At 71.4% G+C, this 16449-nt stretch carries 17 protein-coding genes; 13 read left to right on the forward strand and 4 right to left on the reverse strand.

Translation table 11 applies throughout. From position 1 onward, the window contains the following. Positions 1 to 58: 58 nt before the first annotated feature. The 3 genes from ACFWPQ_RS47200 (at position 59) to ACFWPQ_RS47210 (ending at position 2936) form a co-directional block, all read left to right on the forward strand. On the forward strand, positions 59 to 685 hold the full coding sequence (locus ACFWPQ_RS47200; RefSeq protein WP_384050038.1) for a TetR family transcriptional regulator: 627 nt from the start codon (positions 59 to 61) through the stop codon (positions 683 to 685). A 114-nt stretch (positions 686 to 799) separates the two neighbouring features. Further along, positions 800 to 2017: an alpha/beta hydrolase gene (locus tag ACFWPQ_RS47205; RefSeq protein ID WP_384050041.1), complete on the forward strand. Its 1218-nt coding sequence runs from the start codon at positions 800 to 802 to the stop codon at positions 2015 to 2017. Between the two features lie 67 nt (positions 2018 to 2084). Continuing rightward, positions 2085 to 2936: a DUF4429 domain-containing protein gene (locus tag ACFWPQ_RS47210; RefSeq protein ID WP_384050044.1), complete on the forward strand. Its 852-nt coding sequence runs from the start codon at positions 2085 to 2087 to the stop codon at positions 2934 to 2936. A gap of 100 nt (positions 2937 to 3036) precedes the next feature. Here the strand turns inward: ACFWPQ_RS47210 and ACFWPQ_RS47215 are convergent, their stop codons facing one another. Next, positions 3037 to 3504: a MerR family transcriptional regulator gene (locus tag ACFWPQ_RS47215; RefSeq protein ID WP_361296177.1), complete on the reverse strand. Its 468-nt coding sequence runs from the start codon at positions 3502 to 3504 to the stop codon at positions 3037 to 3039. 97 nt (positions 3505 to 3601) lie between these two features. On the opposite strand from ACFWPQ_RS47215, the gene ACFWPQ_RS47220 reads away from it, so the two are divergent. Both ACFWPQ_RS47220 and ACFWPQ_RS47225 read left to right on the forward strand, forming a co-directional pair. Continuing rightward, entirely contained in the window at positions 3602 to 4072 is a 471-nt protein-coding gene (locus ACFWPQ_RS47220) for a GNAT family N-acetyltransferase (protein ID WP_384050049.1), read from the forward strand. A gap of 19 nt (positions 4073 to 4091) precedes the next feature. Next, on the forward strand, positions 4092 to 4916 hold the full coding sequence (locus tag ACFWPQ_RS47225; protein WP_384050052.1) for a serine hydrolase domain-containing protein: 825 nt from the start codon (positions 4092 to 4094) through the stop codon (positions 4914 to 4916). A gap of 167 nt (positions 4917 to 5083) precedes the next feature. On the opposite strand, the gene ACFWPQ_RS47230 is transcribed toward ACFWPQ_RS47225, so the two are convergent. Next, positions 5084 to 5737, reverse strand: coding sequence for a pirin family protein (locus ACFWPQ_RS47230; protein WP_384050106.1), 654 nt, complete (start codon positions 5735 to 5737; stop codon positions 5084 to 5086). Between the two features lie 73 nt (positions 5738 to 5810). On the opposite strand from ACFWPQ_RS47230, the gene ACFWPQ_RS47235 reads away from it, so the two are divergent. The 5 genes from ACFWPQ_RS47235 to fabF all read left to right on the forward strand — a co-directional run bounded on the left by ACFWPQ_RS47235 (position 5811) and on the right by fabF (position 10761). Beyond that, positions 5811 to 7016, forward strand: coding sequence for a PucR family transcriptional regulator (locus ACFWPQ_RS47235; RefSeq protein WP_384050055.1), 1206 nt, complete (start codon positions 5811 to 5813; stop codon positions 7014 to 7016). Between the two features lie 89 nt (positions 7017 to 7105). Then, positions 7106 to 8026, forward strand: a complete 921-nt coding sequence (locus ACFWPQ_RS47240) for an ACP S-malonyltransferase (protein WP_384050058.1) — start codon at positions 7106 to 7108, stop codon at positions 8024 to 8026. A 17-nt stretch (positions 8027 to 8043) separates the two neighbouring features. After that, the gene (locus tag ACFWPQ_RS47245; RefSeq protein ID WP_384050061.1) at positions 8044 to 9075 is read left to right on the forward strand and encodes a ketoacyl-ACP synthase III; all 1032 of its coding nucleotides are present in this window, start codon (positions 8044 to 8046) and stop codon (positions 9073 to 9075) included. Between the two features lie 89 nt (positions 9076 to 9164). Then, on the forward strand, positions 9165 to 9413 hold the full coding sequence (locus tag ACFWPQ_RS47250) for an acyl carrier protein (RefSeq protein WP_046425089.1): 249 nt from the start codon (positions 9165 to 9167) through the stop codon (positions 9411 to 9413). An 85-nt stretch (positions 9414 to 9498) separates the two neighbouring features. Further along, a complete protein-coding gene (gene fabF, locus ACFWPQ_RS47255; RefSeq protein ID WP_361296192.1) occupies positions 9499 to 10761 on the forward strand; it encodes a beta-ketoacyl-ACP synthase II in 1263 nt (420 codons plus the stop codon). Between the two features lie 182 nt (positions 10762 to 10943). On the opposite strand, the gene ACFWPQ_RS47260 is transcribed toward fabF, so the two are convergent. Next, positions 10944 to 11438, reverse strand: a complete 495-nt coding sequence (locus ACFWPQ_RS47260) for a DUF3145 domain-containing protein (protein WP_093503479.1) — start codon at positions 11436 to 11438, stop codon at positions 10944 to 10946. Positions 11439 to 11691: 253 nt separating this feature from the next. On the opposite strand from ACFWPQ_RS47260, the gene ACFWPQ_RS47265 reads away from it, so the two are divergent. The 3 genes from ACFWPQ_RS47265 (at position 11692) to ACFWPQ_RS47275 (ending at position 15604) form a co-directional block, all read left to right on the forward strand. Further along, positions 11692 to 12591, forward strand: a complete 900-nt coding sequence (locus ACFWPQ_RS47265) for an SGNH/GDSL hydrolase family protein (RefSeq protein WP_361296196.1) — start codon at positions 11692 to 11694, stop codon at positions 12589 to 12591. Between the two features lie 22 nt (positions 12592 to 12613). Next, a complete protein-coding gene (locus tag ACFWPQ_RS47270) occupies positions 12614 to 13588 on the forward strand; it encodes an aldose epimerase family protein (RefSeq protein WP_384050067.1) in 975 nt (324 codons plus the stop codon). A 771-nt stretch (positions 13589 to 14359) separates the two neighbouring features. Beyond that, positions 14360 to 15604 carry a pyroglutamyl peptidase gene (locus ACFWPQ_RS47275; RefSeq protein ID WP_384050070.1) on the forward strand — a complete coding sequence of 415 codons (1245 nt, stop codon included), beginning with the start codon at positions 14360 to 14362 and terminating at the stop codon, positions 15602 to 15604. Here the strand turns inward: ACFWPQ_RS47275 and ACFWPQ_RS47280 are convergent. Continuing rightward, positions 15594 to 16382, reverse strand: a complete 789-nt coding sequence (locus tag ACFWPQ_RS47280; RefSeq protein ID WP_384050073.1) for an EI24 domain-containing protein — start codon at positions 16380 to 16382, stop codon at positions 15594 to 15596. The two genes, ACFWPQ_RS47275 and ACFWPQ_RS47280, sit on opposite strands and share 11 nt — an antisense overlap. Positions 16383 to 16449 lie beyond the last annotated feature (67 nt).

Here is a 16449-nt window from a genome sequence, read left to right on the forward strand (position 1 = left end):
GGCTAGTGACAGCCACTGACAGTTGACAAACAAATTCACTAGTCAGTAACTGTCAGGCATGGAAACGCTGCGCGAACGCAAGAAGCAACGCACCCGGGACGCGCTGCTGCGCTCCGCGCTCGAACTGTTCGCGACCCGGGGCTACGAGCACACCACCGTCGACGAGATCGCCGAGTCCGTCGACGTCTCGCAGCGCACCTTCTTCCGCTACTTCGCCAGCAAGGAGGACGTGGCCTTCTTCGTGCCGCGGCTCACCGAGGCGCACTACGTCGAGGCGGTGCGCCGGCGCCCGCCCGAGGAGACCCCGCTGGAGGCGCTGCGCCGGTCCGTCATGGACAGCTGGGACACCATCGAGGAGGCCATCGAGCGATACGTCCCGGTCGAGCTGTTCCTGCGCACGTACAAGATGATCGAGGCGACTCCGGCCCTGTTCGCCGCCCATCTGCGGCGGCAGGCGGAGACGGAGGAGGAGATCGCGCGGATCGTCGCCGAGCGCGAGGGCCTCGACCCGGACACCGACCCCCGGCCCCGGCTCGTGGTCGCCGTGTTCGGCGCGGTCATCCGGGTCACCGAGCGGCACTGGTCGGTCGGCGAGGACTTCAGCGTCGCGGCGATGCGGGAACTCACCGCGTCGTACCTCGATCAGGTGGGACCGGCACTCGCCGGGAACTGGCGCGCGGGCTGAACCCGTCCGTATCTCCGTCCACACGGGCCTGAGAGCGGCCTCACGTTTGCCGAAACGTGATAACTGTCACTCCGTTACCGCGAGACCCCTTCGTTCTCCTAGTGTGTCCTCCCAGTGACTTCCTTCGACACCTCCCCGCCCCTCAACGTCTGGCGCATGCTGCTTGCCCTGGCCGTCGTGTTCGTGATGCTCGCGACCACCGGCTGGACCGCCCTGCGCGCACACCGCGAGACCACCGCGCTGCAGGCCTCCCTCGCCAAGTGGGAGCACGGCAGCGTGCACGGCCTGCACCTGCCGGACCCGGAGGCGTCGCCCGCGCTCCTCACCCGGTTCTTCGCGTCGCTCACCGCGCAGGAGCGCGACCGGCTCGCGCACCGCTACCCGCTCGCCGTGGGCAACATGAACGGCGCGCCGGTCGAACTGCGCTACCGCGCCAACGACATGGCCCTCGCCCAGCAGCGCGCCGTCGAGAAGAAACGCATGCACGACCCACGGCTCAGCGCGGCCGGGCAACAGGACGCGGGCCGTCGTATGCACCGCTACGAGGCGCTGCTGACCAAGGGCCGCCAGATCCTCGCCTTCGATCCGGACGGCAGCGGCCGGGTCGCGGAGGTGTTCGGCGACCTCGACAGGGTCGAGCGGATCTCGGTCGTCGTCCCCGGCGTCGACACCGACCTGCTGACCTTCCAGAAGACGTACCGCCAGTACACCGCGCCGGTCGGCATGGCCAGGGCGCTGTACAAGGCGGAGCGCACGGCGAGCCCCACGACCCGCACGGCGGTCATCGCCTGGGCCGACTACACCGCGCCCGACGGCCTCGGCGTGGGCGCGGCGACCGGGATGGCCGCCGAGCAGGGCGCCGTACGCCTCAACGCGCTGCTGCGCGCGCTGCCCGGCGACGCGCCGGTGTCGATGTTCTGCCACAGCTACGGCTCGGTGGTCTGCGGGGTGGCCGCGCACGCCATGCCGGGCCGGGTGGCCGACATAGCGGTGGCCGCGAGCCCCGGGATGCGCGTCGAGAACGCCTCCCACCTGGGCACCTCGGCCCGGGTGTGGGCGATGCGGGACGCCTCCGACTGGATCCAGGACGTCCCCTATCTGGAACTCGGCGGACTCGGCCACGGCGCCGACCCCGTCTCCTCCGCCTTCGGCGCCCGGGTGCTGTCGGCGCACGACGCCCAGGGACACGCCGGTTACTTCGAGCCGGGCACGGACAGCCTGCGCAACCTCGCGGACGTCGGGGTCGGCGCATACGGCGCGGTGACCTGCGCCCACGACGATGACGGGTGCCGGGCGGGTTTGTCCGGCACGTTGATGGCCGGACGCGCGTAGAGACAGCAGGAAGTGCGGTATGCGCGGGGATGGGACTGGGAAGCACGTGCCGCATACGATGAGCCGCATGGGTGACGTACTGGCCGGATTTCATGCCGCCTGGGAGTTCGAGTCCGACTCCGTGCTCATCCGCTACGAACGGGGGATTCGAACACCCAAGCTGTTCCAGAGTCTGGGTGAACGCCGGGTGCCGCTCGCCGCGCTGGAGGGCGTGACGCTCACGCCGGGGAAGCGGGGCACGGTCGTGCTGAGGGCCGAACCGCGCCCCGGTGCCGATCCGCTCCTCGATGCGGCGGCCGGGCAACTGAAGGACGGCAGCGACCCGTACCGCCTGGTGCTCCCGGCCGAGCGGGCGACCCTCGCCGAGTACTACGCCGACGAACTGCGCCCGCTGCTCACCGCGTCCGGCCCGGCGGAAAGGTTTCTCGTCGCTGCGCCCGAGGGTCCCCGGCAGTTCAAGGCCTACGACGGGAAGGCGACCTTCGACGGCAGCGCCGTGCACTTCCGGTGGTCGTGGACGGGCGCCTCCACGGCGAAGTGGAAGGCCGGCGACCAGAGCTTCGCGATCGCCGACCTGTCGGGGGTGGAGTGGCGGTCGCCGGAGGTCTTCGAGGGGCATCTGCGACTGCTGCGGAGGGACCTCGCGGGGGCGAAGCCGACGGTCCCGGCGGACCAGGATCCGGCGACCGTGGTGTTCGGGCTGGGGTACGGCCCGGTGCACGAGTCGCTGCCGTTCGCGGCGGCGGTCCTGGAGGCGGTCCGGGCCAAGGGGGCCGCTGCGGTGCCGGCGCCGGCGGGTCGGCGGGATCCCGCCGACATCGCCGAGCGGATTCGCCATCTGGGAGAGCTGCATCGGGCGGGGCTGGTCACCGATGAGGAGTTCGCCGCGAAGAAGGCGGAGTTGTTGGCCGAGTTGTGAGGCTGGTTGTTCGGCTGCCGGCCGGTGGGGGCTGGTCGCGCCCTCGCGGCGGCAGCCGCACATCAGACACAGCCCCCCGCCCCTGAAGACAACGGGCGCCTCAGCTGCCGCCTGTCTCATAGAAACTGATCTTCCGGTCCAGGACCGACAAGGTGTCATGCAGCTCGGCGATCCTCGACACGACGTCTCTCCTCGTCTGCTCCAGCAGCTCGCGGCGCTCGGGGTACGTCGTCTCGCCCTCCCGCACCAGTTCCGCGTAGCGCACCATGTCCGCCACCGGCATGCCCGTCAGGCGGAGCTTGGTCACGAAGTCCAGCCAGTCCAGGTCGCGGTTGCTGTAGCGGCGCTGGCCGGTGTGGGAGCGGTCGATGTGGGACATCAGGCCGATCCGCTCGTACCAGCGCAGGGTGTGGGCCGTCAGGCCGGTGAAGGCGACGACCTCACTGATCGTGTAGCGGTCCTGGCCCTCCGGACGCGGATGCCGCCGGGGTGGGGCGGAACAGACGTCGGCGGGTGTGCGGTCGGGCTGCTCGGTGGGGGCCGCGGTCGTGGTCTGCATCACCGTCATGCGCCAACGCTATGACCTTCGAGTGCACTCGAAGCAAGCGGAACCCAGTAAGAAATACGCGCGACGGGCAGGGTGGGCGGTGGCTAGCGTGCGGGGCATGAGTCTCGTACGCCGTGCCACGGCCGAGGACGCGACGGAAGTGCTGCGTCTGCGCCAGGTGATGATCGACGCGCTGCCCGGTGGGGACGGCTCCACAGCATGGCACGCCCAGGCGCGGCCGGAGCTGGCGCGGAGGCTGGGCGAGCCGGACGGGGACTTCGCCGCGTTCGTCGTCGACCATCCGGACCGGCCGGGGACGCTGGCCGCGCTGGCCGCCGGGACCGTCGACTACCGGATCGGGAAGGCGCACAACCCGCACGGCCGCTCCGGGTACGTCTTCAGCGTGGCCACCGACCCGGACGCCCGGCGGCGCGGGTACGCGCGCGCGTGCATGGAGGAGCTGCTGGCGTGGTTCCGTGAGCGGGGTGCGGGCCAGGTGATGCTGACGGCGTCCGCCGAGGCCGAGCCCCTCTACGCCGCGCTCGGCTTCGTCCACAAGCCGGACCCCACGATGACCCTGCGGCTCTGAGCCGCTTAGGGTCGTGGGCATGTCCTTGAACAGCCTCGCGTCTATCGAGAACTGGCCCGTCCCCACCGCCGCGGCGGGTGCCGTACGCACCGACGGGACGGTCCTCGGCGCGCACGGGCCGGTCGGGCACCGCTTCCCGCTGGCCTCCGTCACCAAGCCGCTCGCGGCGTACGCGGTGCTCGTCGCGTACGAGGAGGGGGCGGTCGAACTCGACGAACCGGCGGGGCCGGAGGGGGCGACCGTACGGCATCTGCTCGCGCACACCTCGGGGCTGGCCTTCGACGAGCACCGGGTGACGGCGCCGCCCGGGGAGCGGCGGCTGTACTCCAACGCCGGGTTCGAGGTGCTCGGGGACCATGTCGCCAAGGCGACGGAGATGCCGTTCGCCGAGTACGCCCGCCAGGCGGTGCTGGAGCCGCTGGGCATGACGTCGACGGCGCTGGAGGGCTCGCCGGCGAAGGACGGCGTGTCGTCGGTGGCGGACCTACTGCGTTTCGCGGCGGAGCTGCAGGCGCCGAGGCTGCTGGATCCCCGGACGGTGGCGGAGGCGACGCTGACCGTCCAGTACCCGGGGACGAAGGGGGTGCTGCCGGGGTACGGGCACCAGAACCCGAACGACTGGGGGCTGGGCTTCGAGATCCGGGACGGCAAGGCTCCGCACTGGACGGGTTCCTCGTCCTCGCCGCGGACGTTCGGGCACTTCGGGCAGGCCGGCACGTTCCTGTGGGTGGACCCGGAGGCGGGGCTGGCGTGTGTCGCGCTGACGGACAGGGCGTTCGGCCCCTGGGCGGTCGAGGCGTGGCCGGCGTTCACGAACACGGTCCTGGCGGAGCTGCGCGGCTGAGGGGGGCCGGGGCGGGGGGGGCACTCGCCCGCGTTGGCGGGGTGCCGCTGCGCCCACCCGTGCCGCCCCAGCGGCACGACTGCCCGCAGCTACGACGTGCCCCGTAAGGGGCGCGGGGAACTGCGCGATCAGCCCCCACCGGGCCGCGGCCGAACAACGAGCTACGGCTACCCCGCCATCTCCCACATCAGCAGCTCCACATTCGTGATCCCCGACGCCTCCAAGTCCTTCGCGCCGGTGATCCGTACGGAGTCCCCCGGCCCCAACGCCTCCCCGCCGACCCGCACTTCCCCCCGCACCACGTGGACGTACACGTACGCCCCGTCCGGCACCGCCGTCCGCTCCCCCGCCGTCAGGCGGCGGACGTGCAGCATCGCGGCGGCCTCCGGGACCGCGTACGGGGTCGAGTCGGCGATGCCGCGGACGATCTCGTACGACGGTTCGCCGCCGGGGCGTACCGGGGCCAGCCACATCTGGACGAAGGTGAGGGGCAGCTCCCCGTCGTTGCGCTCCACGTGGCGCACGCCCCCCGCCGAGCTCAGGCGCTGTACGTCCCCGTGCCGGACCACCGTCTCGTTGCCCGCCGAGTCGCGGTGCGTGAGCTCGCCCTCGACCACCCACGTCACGATCTCGGTGTGGCTGTGCGGATGCTCGTCGAAGCCGGCGCCCGGTGCCAGGCGCTCCTCGTTGCAGGCGATGACCGCCCCGAAGCGCAGGTTGTCGGGGTCGTAGTGCGGGCCGAAGGAGAAGGCGTGCGACGACTCGATCCCGGTCGCCGGGTCGCCTCCCGGGTAGCGCTGCGCCGCGCGCCGTACGTCCATCACGGAACCACGGTAGACCGCAGTCGGCACCCGGCGGCGCACGCTCCCGTCCGGATAAGGCAGTCTTGTCCCCGTGCCCGAACCCGTAATGCGCAAGTCCGACCCCTCGGCTCGTCAGGCCCACCCGCACTCCGCGACCCTGAAGCGGCTGGAGAAGTCGTCCGGCAGTCTCGCCGCCCAGGCCATCGCACGGATGGACGAGACCCTGTCGTGGTACCGGGCCATGCCCCCGGAGAACCGCTCCTGGATCGGGCTCGTAGCCCAGGCGGGTATCGCGGCCTTCACCGAGTGGTTCCGGCACCCGGACGCCCCGCAGGCGATCTCGACGGACGTGTTCGGGACCGCGCCCCGGGAGCTGACCCGGGCGATCACCCTGCGGCAGACCGTGGAGATGGTGCGCACCACCATCGAGGTCATGGAGAGCGCGATCGACGAGGTCGCGGCGCCGGGCGACGAGGGCGTGCTGCGCGAGGCGCTGCTCGTGTACGCCCGGGAGATCGCCTTCGCCACCGCCCAGGTGTACGCCCAGGCCGCCGAGGCACGCGGTGCCTGGGACGCCCGGCTGGAGTCGCTGGTGGTCAATGCCGTGCTCAGCGGAGAGGCCGACGAAGGGGCGGTGAGCAGGGCCGCGGCCCTGGGGTGGAACTCGCCCGACCATGTGTGCGTGGTGCTCGGGACCGCGCCCGAGGGGGACAGCGAGCTGACCGTCGAGGCGATCCGGCGGGCCTCCCGGCACGCCAAGCTCCAGGTGCTCACCGGGGTGCTCGGGGACCGGCTCGTCGTCATCGCGGGCGGCAACGACAATCCGCTGGCCGTGGCCAAGTCGCTGATCGGGCCGTACGCCGCGGGACCGGTCGTCGCGGGGCCGGTGGTGCCGGATCTGCTGGCCGCCACGCGGTCCGCGCAGGCCGCCGCCGCGGGGCTCAAGGCCTGTTCCGCCTGGCAGGACGCGCCGCGGCCGGTGCTGGCGGACGATCTCCTTCCGGAGCGCGCCATCGCGGGCGATCCGGGCGCGCGCGAGCAGTTGGTGGAGGAGATCTACAGACCACTGGAAGAAGCCGGTTCGGCGCTGCTGGAAACGCTGAGCGTCTATCTGGAACAGGCGAGCAGCCTGGAAGGCGCGGCCCGGATGCTCTTCGTTCACCCGAACACCGTGCGCTACCGGCTTCGACGTGTGACTGACGTCACCGGATGGTCGCCGTCCGATGTACGATCCGCCTTCACACTGCGGATCGCGCTGATCCTGGGGCGTCTGGTCGATGGAGATCTCCAGCCATAGGATTTTGTCGAGGGTCCACAAAACCCCCTCGTGTTCTTCGTCCCTGTCCCCACGGGCGGCCGTGGCCGTCCCCAAGAGAGAGTGTGAGAGTGCTCGTACTCGTCGCTCCCGGCCAGGGCGCCCAGACCCCTGGCTTCCTGACCCCCTGGCTCGACCTTCCCGGTGTCGAGGGCCGTCTGCGTGCCTGGTCGGACGCCATCGGTCTCGACCTGGTGCACTACGGCACGGACGCCGACGCGGACGAGATCCGGGACACCGCGATCGCCCAGCCGCTGCTCGTCGCCGCCGGACTCGTCTCCGGTGCGGCACTCGGTGACATGGCGAACATCGCCCCGGGTGCGGTCGCCGGGCACAGCGTCGGTGAGATCACCGCCGCCGCCTTCGCGGGCGTCCTGGACGACACCGCCGCGCTGACCCTGGTGCGCAGGCGCGGGCTCGCGATGGCCGAGGCCGCCGCGATCACCGAGACCGGCATGTCGGCGCTGCTCGGCGGCGACCCGGAGGTCTCCGTCGCGCACCTGGAGAAGCTCGGTCTGACCCCGGCGAACATCAACGGCGCGGGCCAGATCGTCGCGGCGGGCACCCTGGAGCAGCTCGCGGCACTCAACGAGGACAAGCCCGAGGGCGTCCGCAAGGTCGTCGCCCTCAAGGTCGCCGGCGCCTTCCACACGCACCACATGGGCCCGGCCGTCGAGAAGCTGGCCGAGGCGGCCAAGGAACTCGCGCCGCTCGACCCGAAGTTCACCTACGTCTCGAACAGGGACGGGCAGAGCGTCGCGTCCGGCGCCGAGATCGTGGAGCGCCTGGTCGGCCAGGTCGCCAACCCGGTCCGCTGGGACCTGTGCATGGAGACCTTCAAGGAGCTCGGCGTCACCGCCCTCCTGGAGGTGTGCCCCGGCGGCACCCTGACCGGCCTCGCCAAGCGCGCCCTGCCCGGCGTGAAGACGCTGGCCCTGAAGACCCCCGACGACCTCGACGCGGCCCGCGAGCTCATCGCCGAGCACAGCTGAGTTAGGAGCCCACTGCGATGTCGAAGATCAAGCCCAGCAAGGGTGCCCCGTACGCGCGCATCCTCGGTGTCGGCGGCTACCGCCCGACCCGCGTGGTGCCGAACGAGGTGATCCTCGAGACGATCGACTCCTCCGACGAGTGGATCCGGTCGCGCTCGGGCATCGAGACCCGGCACTGGGCGGGCCCGGACGAGACCGTGGCCGCGATGTCGATCGAGGCCTCCGGCAAGGCGATCGCCGATGCGGGTATCTCCGCCGAGCAGATCGGCGCCGTGGTCGTCTCGACCGTCTCGCACTTCAGCCAGACCCCCGCCGTCGCCACCGAGATCGCCGACAAGCTCGGCACGAACAAGGCGGCCGCCTTCGACATCTCCGCCGGCTGCGCGGGCTTCGGCTACGGCCTGACGCTCGCCAAGGGCATGGTGGTGGAGGGTTCCGCCGAGTACGTGCTCGTGATCGGCGTGGAGCGGCTCAGCGACCTCACCGACCTGGAGGACCGGGCGACCGCCTTCCTGTTCGGCGACGGCGCGGGCGCGGTCGTGGTCGGCCCCTCGCAGGAGCCGGCGATCGGCCCGACGGTCTGGGGCTCCGAGGGCGACAAGTCGGAGACCATCAAGCAGACCATCCCCTGGGACCGTTTCCACTTCGGCGACAGGTCCGGGCTGCCGGTCGACAGCCAGGGCAACATCAAGTTCCCGGCGATCACGCAGGAGGGCCAGGCGGTGTTCCGCTGGGCCGTGTTCGAGATGGCGAAGGTCGCTCAGCAGGCGCTGGACGCGGCCGGGATCAGCGCGGACGACCTGGACGTCTTCATCCCGCACCAGGCCAATGTGCGGATCATCGACTCGATGGTGAAGACTCTCAAACTGCCGGAGCACGTCACGGTCGCCCGTGACATCCGCACCACCGGCAACACCTCGGCCGCCTCGATCCCGCTCGCTATGGAGCGGCTCCTGGCGACCGGCGAGGCGAAGAGCGGCGACACCGCGCTCGTCATCGGGTTCGGGGCGGGTCTCGTCTACGCCGCCACTGTCGTTACCCTCCCCTAGGCACTCCGTGCCGGATCATGCATCCGGTGCGGGACGCCGCCAGCACCACCGCAGCAACCGTCTGGAACATCTAAGAAGGAGCGCCTGACATGGCCGCCACTCAGGAAGAGATCGTCGAAGGTCTCGCCGAGATCGTGAACGAGATCGCCGGCATCCCGGTTGAGGACGTCCAGCTGGACAAGTCCTTCACCGACGACCTGGACGTCGACTCGCTGTCCATGGTCGAGGTCGTCGTCGCCGCCGAAGAGCGCTTCGACGTCAAGATCCCGGACGAGGACGTCAAGAACCTCAAGACCGTCGGCGACGCGACCGACTACATCCTCAAGCACCAGGCCTGAGGCGATTAACTAGCCTCCGGCTGCAATGCCCCGCCACCCGGCGGTGGCGCCGTCGAATCCCGTATCCGTTGGAGAAAGAATTCCCGTGAGCCCGACCAATCGCACCGTGGTCGTCACCGGTATCGGCGCAACCACACCGCTGGGTGGCGACGCAGCTTCGTTCTGGGAGGCCCTGGTCGCCGGCAAGTCCGGCGTCCGCCTCCTGGAGCAGGACTGGGCGGCCGAGCTGCCCGTCCGTATCGCGGCGCAGATCGCCGTCGAACCGGGCGAGATCATCCCCCGTCCGCAGGCCCGCAAGCTGGACCGGTCCGCGCAGTTCGCGCTGATCGCCGCCAAGGAGGCCTGGAAGGACGCCGGTTTCACCGCCAAGGCCGGTGAGGACGCGTCCGCCGACCCCGACCGGGTCGGCGCCGTCATCGCCTCCGGCATCGGCGGTGTCACGACCCTGCTGGACCAGTACGACGTGCTCAAGGAGAAGGGCGTACGCCGTGTCTCCCCGCACACCGTGCCGATGCTGATGCCCAACTCGCCGGCCGCCAACGTCGGTATCGAGCTGGGTGCGCGGGCCGGTGTGCACACGCCCGTGTCGGCCTGCGCCTCCGGCGCCGAGGCCATCGGGTACGCCATCGAGATGATCCGCACCGGCCGTGCGGACGTCGTCGTGGCCGGCGGCACGGAGGCCGCGGTGCACCCGCTGCCGATCGCCGCGTTCGGCAACATGATGGCGATGTCCAAGAACAACGACGACCCCGAGGGTGCGTCGCGTCCCTACGACTCCGGCCGTGACGGCTTCGTCCTCGGTGAGGGCGCGGGCGTGATCGTCCTGGAGTCCGAGGAGCACGCGAAGGCGCGCGGGGCGCGCATCTACGCCGAGGCGGTCGGCCAGGGCATCTCGGCCGACGCGCACCACATCACGCAGCCGGAGCCCTCGGGCAACGGCATCGCGCACGCGCTGCAGAACCTGCTCGACAGCACGGATCTGAAGCCGGCCGAGATCGTGCACGTCAACGCGCACGCGACGTCGACGCCGCAGGGTGACGTGGCCGAGATCAAGGCGCTGCGGAAGGTGTTCGGCGACGACGTCGACCACATGGCGATCTCCGCGACCAAGTCGATGACCGGTCACCTGCTGGGTGGTGCCGGTGGTATCGAGACCGTCGCGTCGATCCTGGCGCTGGTGAACCGGACGGCTCCGCCGACCATCAACCTCGACGACCTCGACCCCGAGGTCAACGCGGACGTGGTGCGGGGTGAGGCCCGGCAGCTGCCCGAGGGCAGGATCGCCGCGCTGAACGACTCGTTCGGCTTCGGCGGACACAACGTGGTGCTCGCGTTCAGGACCGTGTGAGAAACGTTGCGCTGACGCTTGTGGCCCGGACTCCCTTGGATGGAGTTCGGGCCACAGTGCGTTTCGTCGTCGGCCGACCGCCGGTGGGGGTTGTTCGCGCAGTTCCCCGCGCCCCTAAAAGCAGGGCGCTCGGCCGCGCCCCTTCAGGGCGCGGGGAACTGCGCGACAAGCCACGACGGCGCTCAGACCACCTGGTGGAGCCAGCGGACCGGCGCACCCTCGCCCGCGTAGCGGAACGGCTCCAGTTCGTCGTCCCACGGCTTGCCGAGCAGCTTGGCGATCTCGGCCTCCAGGGCCGTCTCCCCGCGCTGTGAGCGGGTCAGGGCGGCCCTCAGGCGGTCCTCCGGGATGAGGATGTCGCCGTGGATGCCGGTGACCGCGTGGAAGATGCCGAGGTCGGGGGTGCAGCTGTAGCGCTCGCCCTCGGCCTTCGCGCAGGGCTCGGCCGTGACCTCGAAGCGGAGCAGGTGCCAGCCGCGCAGTGCGGACGCCAGTTTGGAGGCAGTGCCGACCTCGCCCTGCCAGGAGAACTCGGAGCGCCAGGTGCCGGGGGCGGCCGGCTGGCGGATCCAGTCGAGGTTGACGCGCGTGCCGAGCACCCCGGCGACGGCCCACTCGACGTGCGGGCACAGCGCGCGCGGCGCGGAGTGCACGTACAGAACTCCACGTGTCGTCACCGGAACCTCCGGGCAGAGCGGGACATCTTGCTGACTGGCTGGCGGCAGTGGCACGACGGCCGCGTTGATGGCGAGGCTACCGTGCGGTGGCGCAAGGAGTGTGACGTACCGTCGGTCCCACTGCCAGGAAACCCCCGCCATTCACCCAGGGGGACGCTTGTACGGGGGTCGTCCGTTGCAGCGCGCGGGGCGGGAACTCCCGTGCGTTGTTATGAAGGGGGACGAACAGGACGACGGAGAGGACCGACGGGGTATGCGCAAGCAGCGACGCCGGCGTTCGCGTGCCCTGGCAGGCGCCGTCGCCGTCACCGCCGCGCTGGGGGTGGCCGGGTGCGATGCCCTGGGGGGTTCCTCAGGCGCGGCCGGGAGCGGGAAGACCCGGGCCGCCCGGACCGTGCAGGTGTGGGACCGCAGCCCGGCCTCGATCGCGGCCGTCGGCGACTCCATCACGCGCGGTTTCGACGCCTGCACGGTGCTCTCGGACTGCCCGGAGGTGTCCTGGGCGACCGGCACCAGCGACCAGGTGGACAGTCTGGCGGTACGGCTGCTGGGCCGGGCGAAGGCGGCCGACCACAGCTGGAACTACGCGGAGACCGGCGCCCGGATGGCCGACCTGCCGGGGCAGATGGCCGACGCGGTCGCGCGCAGGCCGCAGTTGGTGACGGTGATGGCGGGGGCGAACGACGCGTGTCGTACGTCGGTGCGGGCGATGACCTCGGTGGCGGACTTCCGCAGCGAGTTCGAGGACGCGCTGGGCACCCTGCGCAAGGCGCTGCCGAAGACCCAGGTGTACGTGTCCAGCGTGCCGAACCTGAAGCGGCTGTGGTCCGAGGGGCGGACCAATCCGCTGGGCAAGCAGGTGTGGAAGCTGGGCATCTGCCCGTCCATGCTGGCCGACGCGGACGATCTGACCAGTGCGGCGACCGTGCGCCGGGACAAGGTGCAGCAGCGGGTCGAGGAGTACAACAAGGTGCTGGAGGAGGTCTGCGCCAAGGACCGGCGGTGCCGGTTCGACGGCGGGGCGGTGTACGCGTACCGCTTCGGGACCGACCAGTTGAGCCACTGGGACTGGTTCCATCCGAGCACCGACGGCCAGTCGAAGCTCGCGGCGATCGCCTACCGGACCATCACCGCCAAGGAGCCGGTGGACTAGACCCTTGGCTTAGGGTTTCCCCATGAGCGAACTTTTCGGCACACTTTCCGACGGCACCGTGGTGCACCGCTGGACGCTGGAGCGCGCGGGGACCCGGGTGCGGGTGCTGTCGTACGGCGGGATCGTGCAGTCGGTCGAGGTCCCGGACCGGGACGGGCGGCCGGCGGACGTGGTGCTGGGGTTCGCGGGTCTGGACGGCTATCTGGAGAACCCCGGGCCGTACCTCGGTGCCCTGGTCGGCCGGTACGCCAACCGCATCGCGCACGCCCGCTTCCCGCTGGACGGCGTGACCTACGCCCTGGAGCCGAACAACGGGCCCAACTCCCTGCACGGCGGCGCCCGCGGCTTCGACAAGCGGGTGTGGGAGGCGGCGGCCGTCGAGCACGGGGTGCGGCTGTCGCGGGTGAGTCCGCACGGGGAGGAGGGGTTCCCGGGGCGGCTGGCGGTCACCGTGACGTACACGCTGGACGCGTCGGGCGCGCTGCACATCTCCTACGAGGCGGTCACCGACGCGCCGACCGTCGTGAACCTCACCAACCACAGCTACTTCAACCTGGCGGGCTCCGGGAACGCGGGCGGCCACGAGCTGCGGATCGCGGCCTCGCGCTACACCCCCGTCGACGGGGACCTGATCCCGACGGGAGAGCCGGCGGACGTCTCCGGCTCCCGCTTCGACTTCCGTACGGCCCGCAAGGTCGGCTCCGGCTACGACCACAACCTCGTCCTCGACAAGGGGGTGACCGAGGCTCCCGTGGAGGTCGCCGAGCTGCACGACCCGGCGTCCGGCCGCACCCTCACCGTGGCGACCACCGAACCCGGCGTCCAGCTCTACACCGCCGAGCACCTGTCCGGCCCCTTCGCCCCCGGCGACGGTGTCGCCCTGGAGACCCAGCACTTCCCGGACTCCCCCAACCGCCCCGGGTTCCCGAGCACGCGGCTGGACCCGGGCGGGACCTACCGCTCGGAGACGGTGTACGGCTTCGGGGTGCGCGACTGACGCCACCGGCACGCAAGCCCCGGTCCAGGGGTCAGGTCCCGGACCGGGGCTGCTCAAGGGGGACTCGTCCCGCCTCCGACCTTAGCCGTGGCTGTGCGGCGACGGCCGGTCATCGGGCGCCGCGCCGCGATCTCGTACGAACCCTTCACAAACGCCCAGGCCCCGGACCCGGCCGGATCCGGCCTCAGCCGGTCACCACCGCCACGACCTCCAGACGGAACCGACGTTCTACCGGCGGTCGAAGCAGACGGAGCACCTGCACATTGACACCCTGTTCGGGAGCCCGGCAAGCACGACGCGCCGCGGCGACGAAGGATGACCGCGGCGACCAAGCTGCCGGCCCAGCACTTCGGCCGCCGACCAGATCAGCGCCGGGCACCCCTGGCTTCGCGTAGGAGTTCGGGAAGCTCGTTTCGACAAGGAGCTCAACCTCTCCCAGTGCGCGCGCCGAAAGCCACGCGGCCGCGCTGTCGGCCGGCGGGGCGTCACCTGTGAAGCCCTGCCGGTCCATCCAGTACCCGACGCAGCAACGGGACCGCGGCATCGGGGGCTCCCCACACCGCCAACCGGTCCCGTGCCGAGAGGGCCGGTCCGGCAACGACAACCGCACGCCGATCGTCGCTCGACCACGCCCGACTGCGCCCGACTGCGCCCGCGAGGCCTTCGAGGAGAACACCCGGCTCCGGGGCACCATGGCGTAGACCAGTTCCAGCAGGCGATACTGCGGCCGTCCGGCACCACGCACCCCACTGCGACGGAAGGCCAACTCCCTTGAGTTCCCTACGCGTTCGGATCGGCGTTCTCGGAATCGTGCTGCTGGCCGGGGCGCTCGCGCCCACCGCGGCGCAGGCCACGGCCGCCCCCTCCCCCACCGTCGAGGAGCAGCGGCTGGACCAGGCGGTGCCGCAGGAGATACTCCGGCGGTCCGGGTTCGACGACGTGGCACCGGAGTTCGCGCGGGCGCTGCAGAGCGCGCACTCCTACGCCGAGGCCCGGCAGGTCGTGCAGCGGCAGGGGGCGGTGCTGTGGCGGCGGGCCGTGGAGCGGGCGCAGGGGCGGGGGCCGGCCGGGGGTGACCTGAGCCGGGACGACGACCGGCCGCTGTACTGGGCGCGGCTCGGGATGACCCGCCAGGTGCGCACCTGGGAGCCCGGGTTCGGGGTGAGCGAGCGGCAGCGGGCGGCCCTGCTGAACGCGTTGGAGCGGACCTCGCGCGGGCAGACCGACATCCGGTATCCGGGGAAGGGCCTCCGGCGGATCCTCGTCACCGGGTTCGACCCGTTCACGCTGGACCGGGACATCCGGATCTCCAATCCGTCCGGGGCTAGCGCGCTGGCCCTCGACGGGACGGTGATCGAGACCGACGAGGGACCCGCGCGGGTCGAGACGGCCGTGTTCCCGGTGCGCTGGGCCGACTTCGCGGCGGGCACGGTGGAGCGGACCCTGCGGCCGTACCTGCCGAAGGTGGACCTGTTCACGACCGTGAGCCAGGGGCGGGTCGGGCGGTTCGACGTGGAGCGGACGAACGGGGCCTGGCGGGGCGGGTTCCCCGACAACGACAACATCGGCCGGACCGAGACCGTCCCGGTCACCGACCCGGCCTCGCAGCCGCAGTGGACGACCACCACCCTCCCGTACGCCACGATCACGGCGGCGAACACGGGCCGTTTCCCGGTGTACGACCACACCGAGGTGACCGAGATACCCGCGGGAGGGACCGACCCCGTCGTACGGGCGGACGGGCCGACCGCCGGGTCGACGGCGCGGGCCGGAGGGGGCGGGAACTACCTCTCCAACGAGATCGCCTACCGGGCCACCCTGCTGCGCGACCGCCTCGGGCTGCACGACACGCTGCCCGGCGGGCATGTGCACACCCCGGTGCTGCAGTTCGGTGCCGGGAACACCACGGAGGTGACCGACCCGGAGTTCGTGCGGAACCGGGTGGACATCATCGACCAGGTGCGGGCGATCGTGACCGTGGCGGCGGACGCGTCCTTCAGGCCGCTCAGGAAGTGACGGGGTCGCCGACCCGCTCGTCCTCCTCGGCCGTCTCCTCGCCCAGCAGGTCACGGGCGAGGAGGGTGGCGCCCGCGACCGCGCCCGGCATCAGGAACACCGCGACGAACGGGACCAGGAAGGCCAGGCCCAGCGGGGTGCCGAAACCCCACACCAGGGTCTTGCGGGAGCGCAGCAGGGCGAGCCGGGCGCGCAGGTCGACGCCCCGGCGCTGGAGGGCGACGGCGGCGAGTTCCTCGGTGAGGAAGAAGCCGGTCACGAGGAAGCCGACGACCGGTACGGCCGTCTGCCCGACGAAGGGCAGGAAGCCGAGGGCGAAGAGCAGGACGCCCCAGAGACCGGCGCGGACCAGGATCCGCAGGCTGTCCCGGGCGGAGATCCACAGCTCGCGCCAGAACGGCAGCCCGGACTCGGGAGCGGTGCCGTCGGGCGAGACGTCCGCGTCGACCTTCTCCGAGAGGTTCTCGTAGAACGGCTGGCCGATCAGCAGGGTCACGGCGGTGAAGGTGAGGACGGCGAGCAGGAGGCCGAGGGCGAACAGGACCGCCGTGAGGAAGCCGCGGAAGAGGCCGAGCCAGGGGCTGGACCAGTCGTCGGCGAACGGGGTGGCCCAGCCGACGAAGTCCTGCCCCCATATCGCGAGGGCCACCAGGGCCGCCGCGTAGAGGACGAGGGTGATCAGGCCGGGCAGCAGCCCGAAGCCGAACTGCCTGCCGTGCCGGCCGACCCATCGCTGGCCCTTGAGGAGATATCCGAAACCCGCCCCGAGATCACGCATGGCGAAAACTTTACCGGGGGCCGGGCGGGCCGCCGTGGGGTCGGGTACGCCCCCTGTGCCGCTGTTG

Source organism: Streptomyces sp. NPDC058464, from assembly GCF_042721035.1.
Lineage (GTDB): Bacteria > Actinomycetota > Actinomycetes > Streptomycetales > Streptomycetaceae > Streptomyces.

Coding starts and splice junctions, on each gene's coding strand:
- ACFWPQ_RS47200 (WP_384050038.1), top strand. CDS start 59: ATGGAAACGCTGCGCGAACGCAAGAAGCAACGCACCCGGGACGCGCTG.
- ACFWPQ_RS47210 (WP_384050044.1), top strand. CDS start 2,085: ATGGGTGACGTACTGGCCGGATTTCATGCCGCCTGGGAGTTCGAGTCC.
- ACFWPQ_RS47215 (WP_361296177.1), bottom strand. CDS start 3,504: ATGACGGTGATGCAGACCACGACCGCGGCCCCCACCGAGCAGCCCGAC.
- ACFWPQ_RS47220 (WP_384050049.1), top strand. CDS start 3,602: ATGAGTCTCGTACGCCGTGCCACGGCCGAGGACGCGACGGAAGTGCTG.
- ACFWPQ_RS47225 (WP_384050052.1), top strand. CDS start 4,092: ATGTCCTTGAACAGCCTCGCGTCTATCGAGAACTGGCCCGTCCCCACC.
- ACFWPQ_RS47230 (WP_384050106.1), bottom strand. CDS start 5,737: ATGGACGTACGGCGCGCGGCGCAGCGCTACCCGGGAGGCGACCCGGCG.
- ACFWPQ_RS47245 (WP_384050061.1), top strand. CDS start 8,044: ATGTCGAAGATCAAGCCCAGCAAGGGTGCCCCGTACGCGCGCATCCTC.
- ACFWPQ_RS47250 (WP_046425089.1), top strand. CDS start 9,165: ATGGCCGCCACTCAGGAAGAGATCGTCGAAGGTCTCGCCGAGATCGTG.
- ACFWPQ_RS47265 (WP_361296196.1), top strand. CDS start 11,692: ATGCGCAAGCAGCGACGCCGGCGTTCGCGTGCCCTGGCAGGCGCCGTC.
- ACFWPQ_RS47270 (WP_384050067.1), top strand. CDS start 12,614: ATGAGCGAACTTTTCGGCACACTTTCCGACGGCACCGTGGTGCACCGC.
- ACFWPQ_RS47280 (WP_384050073.1), bottom strand. CDS start 16,382: ATGCGTGATCTCGGGGCGGGTTTCGGATATCTCCTCAAGGGCCAGCGA.